14 protein-coding genes are annotated in these 16103 nt (G+C 53.0%); 1 reads left to right on the forward strand and 13 read right to left on the reverse strand.

Annotation, left to right across the window (positions count from 1 at the left end):
- Positions 1 to 161: 161 nt before the first annotated feature.
- The 6 genes from thyX to ACK5LI_RS03425 form a co-directional block, all read right to left on the reverse strand.
- Positions 162 to 905: an FAD-dependent thymidylate synthase gene (gene thyX, locus ACK5LI_RS03400; protein WP_416946237.1), complete on the reverse strand. Its 744-nt coding sequence runs from the start codon at positions 903 to 905 to the stop codon at positions 162 to 164.
- Between the two features lie 67 nt (positions 906 to 972).
- Positions 973 to 1935 (reverse strand): Holliday junction branch migration DNA helicase RuvB, encoded by a 963-nt coding sequence (ruvB, locus tag ACK5LI_RS03405; RefSeq protein WP_416946239.1) that lies wholly within the window; start codon positions 1933 to 1935, stop codon positions 973 to 975.
- Positions 1935 to 2540 carry a Holliday junction branch migration protein RuvA gene (ruvA, locus tag ACK5LI_RS03410; protein WP_416946241.1) on the reverse strand — a complete coding sequence of 202 codons (606 nt, stop codon included), beginning with the start codon at positions 2538 to 2540 and terminating at the stop codon, positions 1935 to 1937. The genes ruvB and ruvA overlap by 1 nt, the downstream gene beginning before the upstream one ends.
- Positions 2541 to 2730: 190 nt before the next feature.
- On the reverse strand, positions 2731 to 3231 hold the full coding sequence (gene ruvC / locus ACK5LI_RS03415; protein ID WP_416946243.1) for a crossover junction endodeoxyribonuclease RuvC: 501 nt from the start codon (positions 3229 to 3231) through the stop codon (positions 2731 to 2733).
- Positions 3232 to 3339: 108 nt separating this feature from the next.
- Complete coding sequence (locus ACK5LI_RS03420; protein WP_416946245.1) at positions 3340 to 4086, reverse strand: YebC/PmpR family DNA-binding transcriptional regulator; 747 nt, start codon at positions 4084 to 4086, stop codon at positions 3340 to 3342.
- Between the two features lie 126 nt (positions 4087 to 4212).
- The gene (locus ACK5LI_RS03425) at positions 4213 to 4836 is read right to left on the reverse strand and encodes an RlmE family RNA methyltransferase (RefSeq protein WP_416946247.1); all 624 of its coding nucleotides are present in this window, start codon (positions 4834 to 4836) and stop codon (positions 4213 to 4215) included.
- A gap of 53 nt (positions 4837 to 4889) precedes the next feature.
- On the opposite strand from ACK5LI_RS03425, the gene ACK5LI_RS03430 reads away from it, so the two are divergent.
- A complete protein-coding gene (locus tag ACK5LI_RS03430) occupies positions 4890 to 6578 on the forward strand; it encodes a glycosyltransferase family protein (RefSeq protein WP_416946249.1) in 1689 nt (562 codons plus the stop codon).
- A gap of 47 nt (positions 6579 to 6625) precedes the next feature.
- On the opposite strand, the gene ipdC is transcribed toward ACK5LI_RS03430, so the two are convergent.
- The 7 genes from ipdC to ACK5LI_RS03465 all read right to left on the reverse strand — a co-directional run bounded on the left by ipdC (position 6626) and on the right by ACK5LI_RS03465 (position 16051).
- The gene (gene ipdC, locus ACK5LI_RS03435) at positions 6626 to 8284 is read right to left on the reverse strand and encodes an indolepyruvate/phenylpyruvate decarboxylase (protein WP_416946251.1); all 1659 of its coding nucleotides are present in this window, start codon (positions 8282 to 8284) and stop codon (positions 6626 to 6628) included.
- A gap of 346 nt (positions 8285 to 8630) precedes the next feature.
- Entirely contained in the window at positions 8631 to 10733 is a 2103-nt protein-coding gene (sucD, locus tag ACK5LI_RS03440; protein ID WP_416946253.1) for a succinate--CoA ligase subunit alpha, read from the reverse strand.
- A gap of 256 nt (positions 10734 to 10989) precedes the next feature.
- The gene (locus ACK5LI_RS03445; RefSeq protein ID WP_416946255.1) at positions 10990 to 11673 is read right to left on the reverse strand and encodes a lactate utilization protein; all 684 of its coding nucleotides are present in this window, start codon (positions 11671 to 11673) and stop codon (positions 10990 to 10992) included.
- 10 nt (positions 11674 to 11683) lie between these two features.
- The gene (locus tag ACK5LI_RS03450; RefSeq protein WP_416946257.1) at positions 11684 to 13060 is read right to left on the reverse strand and encodes a tetratricopeptide repeat protein; all 1377 of its coding nucleotides are present in this window, start codon (positions 13058 to 13060) and stop codon (positions 11684 to 11686) included.
- Positions 13050 to 14369: a histone deacetylase gene (locus ACK5LI_RS03455; RefSeq protein WP_416946259.1), complete on the reverse strand. Its 1320-nt coding sequence runs from the start codon at positions 14367 to 14369 to the stop codon at positions 13050 to 13052. The genes ACK5LI_RS03450 and ACK5LI_RS03455 overlap by 11 nt, the downstream gene beginning before the upstream one ends.
- 30 nt (positions 14370 to 14399) lie before the next feature.
- The gene (tmk, locus tag ACK5LI_RS03460; RefSeq protein ID WP_416946261.1) at positions 14400 to 15038 is read right to left on the reverse strand and encodes a dTMP kinase; all 639 of its coding nucleotides are present in this window, start codon (positions 15036 to 15038) and stop codon (positions 14400 to 14402) included.
- On the reverse strand, positions 15014 to 16051 hold the full coding sequence (locus tag ACK5LI_RS03465) for a 3'-5' exoribonuclease YhaM family protein (RefSeq protein WP_416946263.1): 1038 nt from the start codon (positions 16049 to 16051) through the stop codon (positions 15014 to 15016). The genes tmk and ACK5LI_RS03465 overlap by 25 nt, the downstream gene beginning before the upstream one ends.
- Between the last annotated feature and the right edge of the window lie 52 nt (positions 16052 to 16103).

The following is a 16103-nucleotide window of genomic DNA, read 5'->3' on the forward strand; positions in this document are numbered from 1 at the left end:
AGCGTTTCCACGACTAAAACACAAAATATTCACAACCTGTGAAAAAAGTTTTCCACAGGATACAATTGTATTTTTTACGATTTGCTTACGATTACTTCTTTTTTTAGCGTTTTTTACCAAAACGCCGACTTGAAGCCGAGCTGAAAACTCTGAAACGAGAGCTAGCCTTCATTCATGGAAGACCTGAGCGGATATCGTCCGCAGGAGAACTTCTCTCCTTCAGGGCAGTACCCCAATCGTTCACACTTAGGCCCGGCAGTGGCAAAAATGACAGGAAGCACCTCACGGCAGCATTCCAGCATCATATTGGCCATACGGCGGATTTCCCACTGAGCACGCATGCAGCAACGCTCTTCAAAAAAATGCAGCAGCGTACGACAGTTCATCGTCAGCACAATTTTAGACTCTGCAGCCTGCGGCAAAACAAAGCGCGCGTCCTCGTTTGCCTTGGTGCCTTTTCGTCCGCTTTCTTCCAGAATAGCCTTCAGATCACGGTAGGCGCTGCCGATTTCTTCCATGAATGATTCAAAACGTTCCCGTGCTGCGGGATTACGGGCGATTGCGGGGGGAAGTATATAATCAAAATTGCTTCCGTCCACATAGCGCTGGCTCTGCTGCGAGTAAGATGCAAGGCGATGACGAACCAGCTGGTGCGTCAAAGCGCGGGAAACCCCCTCTACAGCGAAGGTAAAGCTGACATGCTCTACAGGGCTTGCGTGACCGGATTCAAGCACCTGAGCCACAAATCCTGCCTGTTTCTGCTGCTCTATTTCGCCCGCAAGCAGACGGGGCCACATATCGGCGACAAACCCGGCATGGTAACACTGCCTGAAGGCAGCATAAATCAATGAGAGCGGGTCCGGCGTATGTGAGAGCAACTCGACGCGACATTCTTTGCTGGGCATAATCTATCCATCCGGTTCATTAGTCTGCAAAGACAAATAACTGCAATGCCGGCAAAACCGGCAGAAACTAAGCAAGCAGGTTCATATGGCGATACGCTTTGGCCGTAGCCATGCGTCCGCGCGAAGTCCGCTTTAAAAAGCCGCACTGAATAAGATACGGCTCATAAATATCTTCAATGGTGCGCACTTCTTCGGAACAAGCCACAGCAAGAGTTTTCACCCCTACAGGGCCGCCCGAGAAATGTTCGATAAGAACGCTCAGCAGTTTGCGGTCCATCTGGTCCAGCCCCTGCTCGTCCACATCCATTCTGGCAAGTGCACCAGACGCAAGCTCGGACGTGATAGTGCCGGTGCTTTGCACCGCAGCAAAATCACGTACACGACGTAACAGCCTGTTTGCAATCCGAGGAGTACCGCGCGACCTGCGTCCGATCTCAAAAGCACCGTCCTCAGTAAGAGGCACTCCGAGAATTCCTGCCGTTCTCTTGACGATTGTGGCCAGCTCTGCAGGAGAATAAAATTCCAGCCTGCTGATAATACCGAACCTGTCGCGTAGCGGTGAAGACAAAAGCCCGATGCGGGTTGTGGCTCCTACCAGAGTGAAGGGCTCAAGGTCAATCTTTACTGTGCGGGCTCCCGGTCCCTGTCCGATGACAAGGTCCAGCTTAAAATCTTCAAGCGCCGGATATAACACTTCTTCTACAGTCGTGGGCATGCGATGGATTTCATCTACAAAAAGCAGATCCCCCCTGCCCAGGTTTGTCAGAATAGCAGCCAGATCGCCGCTACGCTCCAGAACCGGGCCGGAAGTACACACCATGTTCACGCCCATTTCCGAGGCCATAATCTGGGCAAGTGTAGTTTTGCCAAGGCCCGGATTACCATAGAAAAGCGTGTGATCCATGGCCTGACCACGCCCCTGTGCAGCCTGCAGATACACGCGCAGGTTGGCACGCAGGTCGTCCTGCCCAATAAAGTCATCCAGCGTTCTTGGCCGGATAGAGTCGTCAGCGCATTCCATGTCTATCATTATCGGGCCTTTGCAAGAGCTTTCAACGCAGCACGTAGTGCTTCGCCAACATCAAGGTCTGGGTCCTGCTTGAGAATTGCTTTAAGCACCGGAGCCGCTTCATCTTCAGCGTAGCCAAGGTTACCCAAAGCCTGAACAGCATCACGCAGCACACTGCCCGGTGTTTCTACTGCCAGACCGGCAGATGCCGGCAACGACTCCACTTTCAGCTTGTATTTGAGCTCCAGCAGAATGTGCTGGGCGCTTTTTTTGCCGATGCCGGAAACACGGGTCAAAGCGGTAAGATCATCTTCTGCCACGATACGGCGCAGGTCGTCGGGGCGATACAGAGACAGCACGGAGAGTGCAGTTTTGGCACCGACTTTAGAAATAGAAATAAGCACCAGAAACGTCTGGCGTTCGTCCCACGCAGAAAAACCGTACAGTTCCAGCGCATCTTCGCGCACAACGGTATGGATATAAAAAGATACGGGTTCGCCCCGCTCCGGCAGACGGGCCAGCAGATGAGATGGAAGATGAACTTCGTACCCCACTCCACCTTCCGTCACAACAACACAGCTTTGCTCAGTGACCTCGGCCACTCGCCCTTCGACATATGCAATCATGGCAGTTTCCTTGAAGAGAGGTTGTACATCATCAATAGAAAGAATCAAAGGGCCGCGGCACTACAGGAACTGCGTTCAAATACAAACAGCCAACGCAGGCAGCGTGGAAAGCACGGACTGCAACGCCGGAGCTCACGGTCTGTGCCAACGTGTGAGCCGTGCAGGCAGGCTCAATCCGGCTTATATCGTTCTATTTTCCGGAAAGAAAGTTTATCCGGCGCATATTCAGGTGGCAGATGGCAGCGGCAAGAGCGTCGCCCGTATCTGCCCCCCAGTCACCTTTTACACCAAGAAGACGGGCAACCATGAAACTGACCTGCTCTTTTTCGGCTCTGCCAACGCCGACCAGAGTCTTTTTTATCTCTGTGGGCGCATAGCTGGCGACAGGTAAATGGTGTGCGGCACATGCGGCAATTGCAGCCCCGCGGGCCTGCCCCAGCTTTAATGCTGATGCGGCGTTCTTTGCTGTAAAAACATTTTCCACCGAAGCCTCATCAGGTGAATGCTTTGCAATAACGGCGTGCAGGTCGTGATAAATCATGCCTAGCCGTTCAGAAAATTCATCGCCCTTTGCGCGCACGGCTCCGCAATCGACAAGAGTAAGCACCCCTGACGTTTCGCGCACTATCCCCCAACCGGTCACCCTTGATCCGGGGTCGATGCCAAGCACTGTAATACTACTTGCACTCATACCTGTTCTGTCAGCCCAGCAAAAAATGTGTACACGTCTGCCAGCAGAGCAAAGGTGTACAAAAGGAGAAAAAAGACCGGATCCTCCGCAGAGTCTCCGGCCTGTCTGTTAATCTTCCAGTTCGGCCAGAACTGCTTCCGGGATATCGAAGTTGGCAAAGACGTTCTGAACGTCTTCGTTTTCTTCCAATGCATCTACAAGCCGCAGCAGCTTTTTAGCGGCGTCCGCATCCACTTCTATAGTGTTCTGCGGAATGCTGGCAAGTTCAATGGATTCGGCAGTTGCCCCTGCAGCTTCAAAAGCAGCCTTTGCATCTTCAAAGGAAGACGGGTCAACATGCACTGCCCAGCTATCACCTTCATCCACTACGTCGTCACAGCCGGCTTCAAGGCCGATTTCCATCAACTGGTCTTCGGTGTAGCTTTCCTTTGTGAAGGTCAGCACGCCTTTTTTATCAAACATCCAGCCCACGCAACCGGCTTCGCCCATAGAGCCGCCGGACTTGGTCAGGATATGGCGTACTTCGGCAACTGTACGGTTTTTGTTATCCGTTGCAACTTCAATAAGGAACGCGATACCGCCGGGGCCGTAGCCCTCGTATACCAATTCAAAAATATCGCCACCGGCCAATTCACCAGTGCCTTTTTTGATGGCGGTATCAATCTTGTCCTTGGGCAGGTTGACAGCCTTGGCCGCGGCAATAGCACTACGCAGACGGCTGTTGGATGCGGGATCACCGCCGCCTTTAGCTGCGATGATAATTTCTTTGGCTACTTTGGTAAACGCCTTGGATTTTTTCGCATCCTGGCGTCCCTTGCGGTGCTGGATGTTTTTCCATTTACTATGTCCGGCCATGAATCCTCCTTAAAAATAAATACGCAATACCGGCAGAGCACGGGGATCGGAAAAAAAGATGCAGCCAGACTGCAACCCGGTTATTTTCCGAACGCCGTAGCGGCATTGTAATTCTTATATGGTACGTTATTCGTCTTCCGGTTCTTCTGTCTGTTCCGGCAGTCCTTTATAACCAAGGCCGATGTAAAACGTCTCCTTGCTTTCAGAACGGGAACTTTTGGGTTTGAACGACTTTACCGAGGTAAACAGCGTACGCATTTCTTTTACATAAGCTTCAACGTCCGGCCCCATAAAAATTTTCACCACAAAGCTACCACCGGTTTTCAGGTGTACCGTAGCAACGGCCAGTGCTTCAAAGCACAAGTTGGATGAGCGGGCCTGATCTGTAAACTTATGGCCTGTGGTCTTAGGAGCCATGTCGCTGATAATGACATCAAACGGCCCTATTTTTTGTAACGCTTCTTCAAATTCTTCAGAACGCTCGAAAACATCTTCCTGCATAAAGGTGACGTTTTTCGGAAAAACAGTCTCGGTAGTCTGAATATCGGCACCCAGCACTTTGCCGGAAGGGCCTACTTTTTCAGCCGCGCCAAGAGACCAGGACCCCGGAGCGGCACCAAGATCAAGCACGCGCATGCCTTGCTTGAAAATGCCGAAGCGTTTATCGATTTCTTTCAGCTTATACACTGAACGGGCGGGATAATTTTCCCGCTTGGCTTTTAAAAAATAATGGTCACGATATATTTTCATGGTTTCACCTGCGGCACTTGTATCTGAAAGTGCCCCGAACGCCAAGGCCGCTTATGACAATAGATTCTGCACACAGCACCAGACGCCCCGCCCGCATTGCTATACACAACTGGAATGGCACAACGCAAACCCTGCCGAGCGGAAACAGCGCGTATGACATACTCTCCGGCGGGCCGGAAGTTTTACTGCTGGGCTGCGGCCCATTGCCTCTTGAAGCGGCAGTACTGGCTGAAAAACATGTTACCGGCACAAAACTGGGGGGTGTTTCCTATGTCGAATGCGCAGATTTCGCAAGCCAAATGCCGCAAAAATGGCACAAAGACATTCCTGCAAACTGGACACCAGCCGTAATAAGCGGACATTCCAGCACAAAAGAGCACAACAGTGCTCCTCAAAGTAATTCAACGCCTTCTGCAGAGTTAATCCGCCGAATCCGCCGATGTGTACGCCGCGGCGATACTATCATTATATACCGGCAAAATGCCCGCCTTTTTCCCGATTTCTGGGGCCCGCTACTGGCAGTTTTACAACTGGAGCGCCTATGTGTTGCAGGCGGCGTTAATGCCGAGGCTAGGCAAAGCCGCAGCGTCATTCTTGCCGGATCGCCTTCTGACCTGCTTGTACACGAACTGCACCATGCATTTGCATCGCAAGGCATGACGGTTCAGACAATAGAACCGGATGATGCGGCAGCGCTGCCTTCATTGCTTCAAAAAGAACGCCCCGACCTGTTTGCATGTGTCAATTTCAAAGGGCTGGACGCGTGGGGGGAACGGTTCCACCTGTTACAGGCAGCGCAGATTCCCGTTGCCGTGTGGTGTGTGGATAACCCCTGGCATCTGTTATCCGGCATTAAGGCTCCCTTCTGGAAGCAGCTGCACCTGTTTATTACAGACCACTCTTTTATCAACCCGTTGAAACGCCACGGAGCAAAACAGGTCGTTCATCTTCCGCTGGCAACTATGCCGCAGCTTTTTTCTCCGGCAGGATCATCTCCGGCTGAATTATCTTCAACCGATCAGGCTGGCGCAACGCACTGCACAACCGCCCTTCCCGGACAATTGATCTTTGTCGGCCGTTCAGCTTTTCCCGACAAACAGCGTTTCTTTGCAGGTTGCAACTATCCGCCGGAAATCATGAACGAGGCTTTGCAAAATCTGACAACTGGCGCCCGCCCTCATTACGACTGGTGGTGCGCTAAAATGAAGTTGTCATCTTTATGGCCAGAAAAAAATGCCCGTCAGGCGGGCTTTGCAGCTGAAGAAACAGCGCAAGCGTGGCGGACAAACTGCCTGACAGCCTGTGCGGAGCAATTATCAGACAAAGAATTTGCCGTTTATGGTGATGAGGGATGGCACAGTCTGCTTCCGCAGCGCACAGCCATACACCCGCCCGTGGACTATTACACACAGCTGCCGACAGTATATTCCGCTGCGTGCGGGGTTCTTAACCTGACAAGTATGCTGCTGCCCGCAGGGCTGACCCAGCGCAACTTCGATGTATGGGCCGCCGATGGCTTCTGCCTTACGGATGCAACAGCAGGACTTTCCGTCTTTCCAGATGAGCTGGTCCGCGAAGTCAGCTTTAAAACGGCTGCTGACATTGTACCCCTTTTCAGGCGGGCAATAGCTGAACCCGCATGGCGGCGTGACATCATTCAGGCCTGGCGCACACATATTCTGGCTCATCATACATATGAACACAGAGTACAGACGATTATGACCGCCTGCGGGCTGAAATAGAAGAGCCCCGCATGAAAACATACGGGGCTGAAAAGCATTTTCTACTGTTAATTGTTTGAGCTGAAGCGACGTACACCTTCGACAAAGCGCGCCAGCGTAGGAGACAGGCTGTGCGGGGTCAGACGTGCATCAATCAGCTGGAACCTGCCACGTTCTTCGTAGGCATTAGTCAGCGCACGGGCCAGTTCCGCTCTGGTTTCAACCTTGTAGCCCCGTCCGCCAAGTGCATCAGCCATAGCGGCAAAGTTCCACTCGCCCAGATTATTGTACTGTGTTTCCGGCTGGAATACATGCAGCATCTCCCATGAAGCATTGTTAAGCACAAGCACAATGGGGTCGATGCCAAGGCGCGGGCAGTTGCCAAGCTCAAGACCGGTCATCTGAAACGCCCCGTCACCAACCAGAATGATGGAACGTTCACCGGTGGTAATCTGCAGCCCCATACCGGCAGGAACGCCAAATCCCATGCTGGCGTAGTACCCCGGTGCAACCATTGGAACGGCGTCAACGCTGAGCATGGTAAACAGGCAGTCGCCCATATCACTCGCTACGGGCATAACACCCTTTTGCGCAAAAAAATCGTTCAGCAACGCGGCAATATCTGTGGGAGTGATATCAGCAGCATCAGCCATAAAACCGCGGGGATTAGCCGCAAAGCTGGCGCTTTGCAAAGCGTTCTCCACATCCTCAGGAAGAGGGATCATGTCATCGCCCTGTTCTTCTGCCAAAAGTTCCAGCAGACGATCAACCAGAGCATCCAGCGGGATGTCGTGGTAAACATGAAAGCCTACCCGTACCTGCCGGTCTTCCACGTGCATAACGCGGCGACGGTCAAGCTGGCTGCCGGAAACACCAAAGTTGGTGTCTGACATAATTACCCCCAGAAGCAGCAGTCCGTCGGAAGATTCCACCGCTTCGCTGAGGGCTTCATCTCCGGCAATGCCAAGGTACGTACCCTCAAGACAGCTGGCACCGGCAAGCAGTCCGCGGCCCATAAAGCTGGTTACAACAGGTACGCCAAGGCGTTCGGCCAACGTGGCAACTTTATCTTCAATGCCGTAGCGGCGCACTTCAACACCTACCATCATCATAGGCAGCGCAGCGGCCTGCAACCTGCCAAGCACATCTTGTGCACAGGCAGTAACAGCATCCACATCCACAGGTGTAGAAGAGTAAGGAGGAACCGGCGCACAGGGTGCTGCAGGCAGATCGCGCGGAATTTCCAGATAGACAGGGCGCGAATGTTCTATACAGCTTTGCAGCACGCGGGCGATGGTTTCATGCGCAGTTGCAGGATCATCAAGTACGGCCTGATCACAGGTCACTTCCTTGAACATACGATACTGCGAATCAAGGTGTTTTGCCTGATGGTGCAACAGCAGTCCGCGTCCGCCTTCCTGCGTACCGGGAGCACCGGAAATGACCACTACAGGAGATTTTTCCGCATAAGCCTGTGCAATGGCGTTTACCATATTCAAAGCCCCTGCACCGTACGTAACGGCTGCCACGCCCAGACCGCCTCTGAAACGGGCAGAGGCATCCGCGGCAAAACCGACCGCAGGCTCATGGCTTAGTGTAACCAAGGGAAGAATACCTGAGGATTCAATAATTTTGAAATAAGGCAACGCAAAGTCGCCTGGAATGCCGTACACCTCTTTTGCACCGCGCTCTTTCAGCGCATGCAGCAACGCTTCTGTCAAATTCATAATTTGCTCCTCAACACAGAAATCGTCCGGCAAAGCGATATCGCCCCCAGACATAACCGTCCATTACGTAACGGCTTTGCAGCAGCCCCAAAAATACAGTTCTGATAGCGCAGAAACAGCGCAGTCGATGCAGCCGTCTCAGACGGCCTGTCACACACCTTCCACCCAATACCATACAGCCAGAGCGCCCACTGTACAATACCTGCATGTAGCAGATTTACCATCGAATTATTGAGCAGGCCCAGTGCGGAGAAACAAGCGATCCCCTTTTGTACAGTCCAACAAAAAAACGACGCCCCCTTATATGAAGGCGTCGTCAAAGATAACCAGAGTCGCACAAACGATTTTATATGGCGCCTAGCACCCGCTTCATAATCTGCGGCAAGCTGGCAAGGTCGGGACAAATAGTAAAGCCTGCCTCGCGCATAGCTTGCAGCTTTCCTTCCACGCCACCGCTTTTCTCATCCAGAATAGCTCCGGCATGTCCAAGCCTGCGCCCGGGAGGAGCCGTACGCGCTGCCACGAACGACACCACAGGCTTAGGAAATCTAGTTTGAGTCACATAAGCGGCCAGCTCTTCCTCTGCCCTGCCGCCGACTTCTCCCAGAACAAGCACAGCCTTGGTTGCATCATCGTAACGTACGCGTTCGCACAGATCGACAAAGCTGGTTCCTACAAAAGAATCACCACCTACCCCCACACACACGGACTGACCGATACCGGCATTGGTAAGGCGCGATGCAGCCTCGTACGTCAGTGTGCCGGAGCGGGAAAAGATCGCCACAGGCCCGGAACTGAAAACATATCCCGGCATAATGCCGATTTTCATCTGCTCCGGCACCACAATACCCGGTGTGTTCGGCCCTACCACCATGGTCGGAGAAGGTGCCACATTTTTTAAAGCAGACAGCATGGCAGCTTGCGGAATGCCTTCGGTAATGCAGACAACCCAGGGAATTTCTTCCGCTGCGGCTTCCAGTACGGCGTCAGGCGCAAATGCGGCAGGAACAAATATGATGGATGCATCAATGTTATGATGTCTGCATGCCTCATGCACAGAGTCGTATACAGGAATGCCGAGCACTTCCTGCCCGCCTTTGAAAGGGGTCACGCCTGCAACCACTTTTGTTCCGTATTCCATCATCAGCTTGGCATGACGCTGAGCAACCTTTCCTGTCAGCCCCTGCACCAGCACGCCGGAACCGGCATTCAAGCCGATTGCAGGTTTCTTTTCAGGACCGCAGGCGCTCTCTTGCACAACAGGACGCGGCGCTGCCTCAGGCTCATCCGGCAAAGAAAATTCAATATGCGGCACATCGACAGGCTGGATAGTGCGAAGCGCGTCCAGAGCTTCGCTCATTTCCTGAGCAATGGTAATGGACGGATGTGCAAAATCATGCAGTAACGCGCGGCCTTCTTCGGACTCATGGCCAGCCATACGTACTACAATAGGCTTCGGAGCATCACCTTCGCCCAAGGCTTCCATGAGAGCACGGGCAACATCAGCGCATGAAACAATCCCGCCGAACAGGTTGATGAACACAGCACGAACGCCTTTATTCTCAAAAAGCAGGTCCAGTGCTCTGCGCATACGTTTCGCATCTGCCGCGCCGCCAAGGTCCATAAAGTTTGCGGCGGACAAGCCGGAAAAATTCAATAAATCCATTGTCGCCATGGCAAGCCCCGCACCATTCACCAGAATGCCTACCCAGCCCTTCAATTCGACATAGCTGAGGCCTGCTTCGCGCGCCAGAACCTCTTCCCGGGAATGGTGCTCCGGCGTATAAAAACGCTCAAAATCTGTCCGCAGATCAACCACGGTGTCATCCAGCTCCACCTTGCCGTCCAGCGCCACCCACTTACCGTCTCCGGTAAGTACCAACGGATTGATTTCCGCCATCAGCAGGCCATATTCGCGCACAGCCTTATACAACTTTTCTGCCAGCGCTTTGAATCCGGCCCAGTGCTCTTTTTCCACTCCCAGTTCAAAAAAAGCAGCACGAAGATGATGATCGCGCAGGCCGCTATCCAGCGGCACCCGCTGTACCAGCGGTTTTTCCTGTTCAGACGAGGATTCCACATGGATTCCGCCAGCACGGCTTGTGGTCAGCAGCATATCGCGCCGTTCACGGGAAAGCACAAACGAGAGGTAGCATTCCTTGCGTATGTCAGTGGCAGACTCAACACGTAAAAAAGGCACGTTATGCCCTTTTATGGTCATGGCAAAAATCTGCTTTGCCACTTCCTGCAGTTCTTCCGGCGTATCTGCCCTGCGGATACCGCCCGCTTTTCCGCGACCGCCTGTGAGCACCTGTGCCTTCAGATACCACGGGGCAGCAACCGAAGGCGTATACACTTGCAGCGCATCAGGTGTGATGTAATCCCCTGCAGGGGTGTCCAGCCCGGCTTCGGCAAAAAGCAGCTTGCTCATATGCTCATTCAGAAACATGCATCCTCCTTCCGTACGTTACCGCCCTTTCCGGCAGTTAATCCCGAAATCACGCACCGGCAGCCGCACCCCGCCGGAAAAAACACACCAAGCAGATGTAAACCATCTGAACAGCTCAGCACCCGAAACGGAGCAGACAGGCTCCGTACCTGACGGTCATCTGACCAAAACAATTGCTGGAAGTTAGAAAAAAAGGCCGCCCCGCATCTGCGGTAACGGCCTGTTATCTACATTAGTGCACTATTATTCTGCCGCCCTACAAGCCGCAGTCTTCGTTGATGAGCACCACCCGAATGCGTCCTTTCGGAAAAGACTTTTCGGTTATCGTCCAGACATTGCAGATTCTGTCGGGACTGCTGCAATCAGTACAGTGAGACGTCATCTTACACGGCGTTTTTTTATCAAGACGCATGGTATTGGTTGGCGAAGCATAGTTTTTAATTCTGTCCATTGCAGCAGCAACATCTTCAACCAGCTTGTTACGCCCGATAAACAGCACAACATGCTTCGGCCCAAAGTTGATGGCGCCCACACGGTTGCCGATCATATCAAGGTTGACCAGCTTGCCGCACTCGGTCAGCGCATTGGTTCCGGCAAGAAACACATCACTGAGCAAAGCCTGCCGACGGCGCTCAAGAGCCTCTTCCGCACCGACAGACTTATCAAAGGTATCGATCACATCCAGCGACGCATCTTCGCGCACAGCCTCCACCACACCAGTGGCAGCCAGAGTCATGGAACCGCCGAATGAAATCGTCTTCGCACCGGTTGCAGGCAGAATTTCCTGCAAAAATATCCGGCCTGCTTCGCGGCAGTCCGCAGCAACAAAAACATCAAAATTATTTGCCTGCAGACTTTCGGCCGCTTCACCAAGACGCATGGCCCACCATCTTTCTGCAGGAGTATCGGCTTTAGGAGCAACAGCAAATTCTTCCTTCATTTCAAACTCCTTAGTTACCACTTCTGTATGGCAGCTTCTGGCGGTATAAGTCCAGTCGCCCGCGCCATTCATTTAAAATTGTTTCCGGATAGCCCCGGTCCATGGCCATCAGCAAAGCCCGTTCCTGTGCTTCCACTGCCATTTTAAAATCACCGGTTTCCGCATAGGCAGCCCCCAGCGTATCAAAATACGATGCCACCGGAACAGGACTTAAGTCCAATGCCTCTCTGACATAGCGTACAGCGCGGGCTCCGTCTCGCAATGAGTCTTCCGGCACAGTAGCCAGAAACCATGAGAACTCATTCAGCAGATACACGTCCAGACTGTTCAGGTCGTATGCAGCTTCCAGATCAGCCTTGGCGTCCGCATACCTTCCCAGAGCCATATTCGTGTACATACGTGCCACGCGCATCTTCACATGCCGCGGGTGCAGCTTTACCCCCTTACTCAAGTCCGTAAGCGAATGCTGCAAATCCATCCGTTCGCGCCAAAGATTGCCGCGATTAAGTAGCGCTCCAGCATGATCGGGCTGTAAATCAAGCGCCTTATCAAAGTCCTGCATGGCTTTAACGGCTTCGCCCTGTGCAAGGTACATCATGCCGCGATTGTTCCATACATCAGGGTTATCGGGCGCAAGCATTGTTACCACTTCCATGTCTCGCTGCGCACGGGCAACCAGACCGGCTTCATGCTCCATCAAGGCGCGTTCCATGCGTAACATGGCGTTGTCAGGCTGCATAAGAATCAGCTTGTCGTACCATTCAAGCGTAGCCGGCAAATCACCCGCCGTACGGGCCAGCAAAGCCATTCCATGAACTGCGCGCCATTCTTTTTCATCAGACTTCAAGGCGGCAATGTAGTCGTCCGCCGCACGTTGCGGATAGCCGAGAGCCAGCTGTGCATCTCCGCGCAAAGTAAGCAGGCGGGCATTTTCAGGGTCAATAGCCAACCCGCGTCCAATAAGAGTAAGGGCTTCACCTTCCCGCCCGAGTGCCATCAAGGCTTCTGCCCTGTACCTGACAATTTCGGGGCCAGATGAAGGCAGCGTAAGTGAGGGTTTGACCCCGCCGGTTTCTTTAAGAATGGCTTCCCAGCGTGCACCCTTATGCATGGCCTCAAGCTTGGTTACGACAGCAGAGTTGCTTTCAGGCTGCTCTACTCCAGCCGGGGCGGTGCTTGCAGCGGCTTTCGCAGCATGCCCTGCCGCGGGAGCAAGGCATAGCATCAAGCCCAGGGCCAGAGATGCAGATACGCCGCCCAAGCATTCACTCAGGCGGCAACGGGAGCAAAATGTTTCCAGACTAAAAACATCGCACCGAAATGCACGATGCTTTGCAGAGATGTCGGCAGGCAGAGTGGCCGCCTTGCCGGAACGATTAAAAACCATATTGTATGTACTGCTTATCTTTGCGGTTAATGAACTGGATATAGCGGTAATTGCCTTTGACGTGTGCTTCTTCCACAGTACGCAGCCCAAGGCCTCTGCAGCGGTCGCAGGCCCGCTGCGGCACCTCTACACCAAGGCTGAGGGGGTTGGCTGTGGACCATGTTTCGATTTTCAGCACACCGGCGCAGTCTGGGCATATGTGCACGGACTCCACCTGACTTTCGTTGATGCCATCCGTATCGTAGTAAATATCTTTCGTACGAACCCACCATTCACCGGAACGCTCACCCTGTTTGGGTTTATCCGGCGGGTTGAAATACAGCTTCAGCATTTCGTCGGTCAGTTTTTCAATATATTCAGTAATGCGCGGAGACTGCTCCAACGCTTTGGGGTCATAATTCGGCTCGCGCACAGAACTGTAATCAACTCCGGCCATCGCAAGGGCGACCCCCAAATTGACATACGGCAATGCGCCCTGAATGGCGTAACCGCCTTCCAGCACGGCAATATGCGGATTCAGTTTAGTATTGAGCGCGGCATACCCCTGCGCGGAAAAGCGCATGTCCGTGATGGGGTCAGAGAAGTGGTTATCTTGTCCGGCAGAATTGATAATCAGGTCGGGCTTGAAATCCTCAAGCACCGGCAACACCAGATGATCAATCACATGCAAAAACCCTCTGTCGGACGTCTGTGGCGGCAACGGAATATTAAGCGTTTTTCCCAGCGCGTTCACACCGCCAAGCTCTGCGGGAAAGCCGGTACCGGGGTACAGAGTCCTGCCGTCCTGATGCATGGAAATGAAAAGCGTATCAGGGTCGTTCCAGTATATATCCTGCGTTCCGTCGCCGTGATGGCAATCGGTATCAATGATTGCCACACGCTTGGGGCCGTAGTGCTCGCGGATATATTCAATCATCAGGGCTTCAATGTTTACATTACAAAAGCCTCTGTTGCCGTGAACAACCTTCATGGCATGATGACCGGGAGGGCGCACCAGCGCAAATGCCTTGTCTTCTTTACCTTCCATCACCAGTTTAGCCGCCTGAATGGCTCCGCCGGCAGAAACAAGATGCGACTTGGTACACACCCGCTCTATGTCGGGAATACAAAAATGCACTCGCTCCACATCTTCGCGGCTTGCCACCAGAGGCTTATATTCCGTAATACCGGGAATATCGAACAAACCCTCTTCACGCAGCTGGTCCTGTGTATACAGAAGGCGCTCTTCGCGTTCAGGATGAGTCGGGCTTATTGCCCAGTCAAATGCGGGAAAAAAAATAATCCCCAGCTTGTTGGCGGCTTCAAGCATGGCGTGTCCCTCTTTGTCCGGTTATACAAATCAGGCTATGGAAAACACATCCGCAACAGCAGCACGCACCTGCTCGAAAACTTCATCAGGCGTGGCTGCCGCATCAATAATTCTGAAGCGGTCGCGGTTAATCGCTGCCCATGTGAGATAGCCTTCGCGCACACGAGTATGGAACGCAAGGCTCTCTGCTTCAAAACGCCCCTCAGAGGCACAGGTTCCGTCCTGAAGATTGCGGGTCATGGCACGTTTAAGGCCGATTTCCGGCTCAAGATCAAAAAGGAGTGTCAGGTCGGGCCATAGCCCGCGCACGGCAACATCATTGAGCTGATGCAGAATTTTGGGATCAAGCCCGCGACCATACCCTTGATATACAACGGTGGAGTCCGCGTATCTGTCGCTGATTACCCCTACGCCTTCATCCAGAGCGGGACGGATGACTTGATGCACATGCTGGGAACGGTCAGCAAGATACAGGAAAAGTTCAGTTTCACCTGTCAGGTCATTGTTACCGATATCCAGCAGAATCGAACGCAATGTACGCCCGAGACGGCTTCCGCCGGGTTCACGGGTAAGCGTAACTCCCTGCCCTTTTTCCTGCAGCCAGTCCTTCAGACGTTTAATGGCTGTGCTTTTGCCTGACCCTTCTATGCCTTCAAAAGTAATGAACATTGCTCTTCCTTGGGGGTTTCGCGACGTTTACGCTGCGCGGGTTCAGCCTCGGGCGTGCGCACAGGGTTATACAGGAAGCGTTGCAAGGTAGGCTGGAACGGAGTCCATCCTGTTTCGCCTTCTTCAAAGCCTTTGAACAGGCTGTTCATCTGAGCCATTTTGGCATCCAGATTATCAGCGTAGTGCAACATCATGGCTTCTCGTGTTTTCGGCCTGCGGGGCGAACCGAACTCATATTCTCCATGATGGCTGAGTATAAGATGCTTGAAATGAATCGCCAGTTCGCGCTCAAGGCCGGACCTGACAATAAACGGCTCAAGCCGCTCCAGCCCGATATGTATGTGTCCGAGCAGGCGGCCTTCGTCTGTATAATCGTTTACCAGACCGCCGCTGAGCTCCCACGCTTTACCTAAATCGTGAAAAACAGCCCCTGCCAGCAGCATCTGCCGGTCTATTTCGGGGTAGTGGTCCGCCATGCGCATGCACAGACCCGAAACAGAGAGAATATGCTCCAGCAAACCGCCACGATATGCATGATGAACGCTTTTTGCCGCCGGTGCGGCTTTAAGCGCTTCAGCCAGTTCTTCGTTACGCAATACACTTGTAACAAACTTGCGCCAAGGTTTATGCGTAAAAACATCCTTACACAGTGCGAGCAGTTCCGCATGCATTTCTTCCGGATCACGTTCGCTGGAAACAAGAAACTGCCCCATATCAAGAGCATCCATCTCGTACGGGGCAAGAATACGCATTCTGTCCACGTTGATGTCTATCTTGTCGCGAAAAAGCCCCGCCCGCCCCTCGAGGTGGACAACCTCGCCGGCGGAAAGAGTCTCGAACGAAGTGCTGAGGGGGCTCCAGACCTTGGCATTCAGCGTTCCGGTGGAATCACAGATTTCCAGACGCCAAAACGGGCCGTTTTTAGCCTGCATCTGATTAGCGGAAGCAATAAGGAACAGTCCGTTCACGTCGCCATTGACAGCAATATCTTTGATGAATTGTCTTTTTTCCATGTACATCGTATGCAAAACGGAGCCGGTCTTACCGGCTACCTCCTGATAAGCG

The organism is Oleidesulfovibrio sp. (genome assembly GCF_047973035.1).
In the GTDB taxonomy this organism is placed as follows: domain Bacteria; phylum Desulfobacterota; class Desulfovibrionia; order Desulfovibrionales; family Desulfovibrionaceae; genus Oleidesulfovibrio.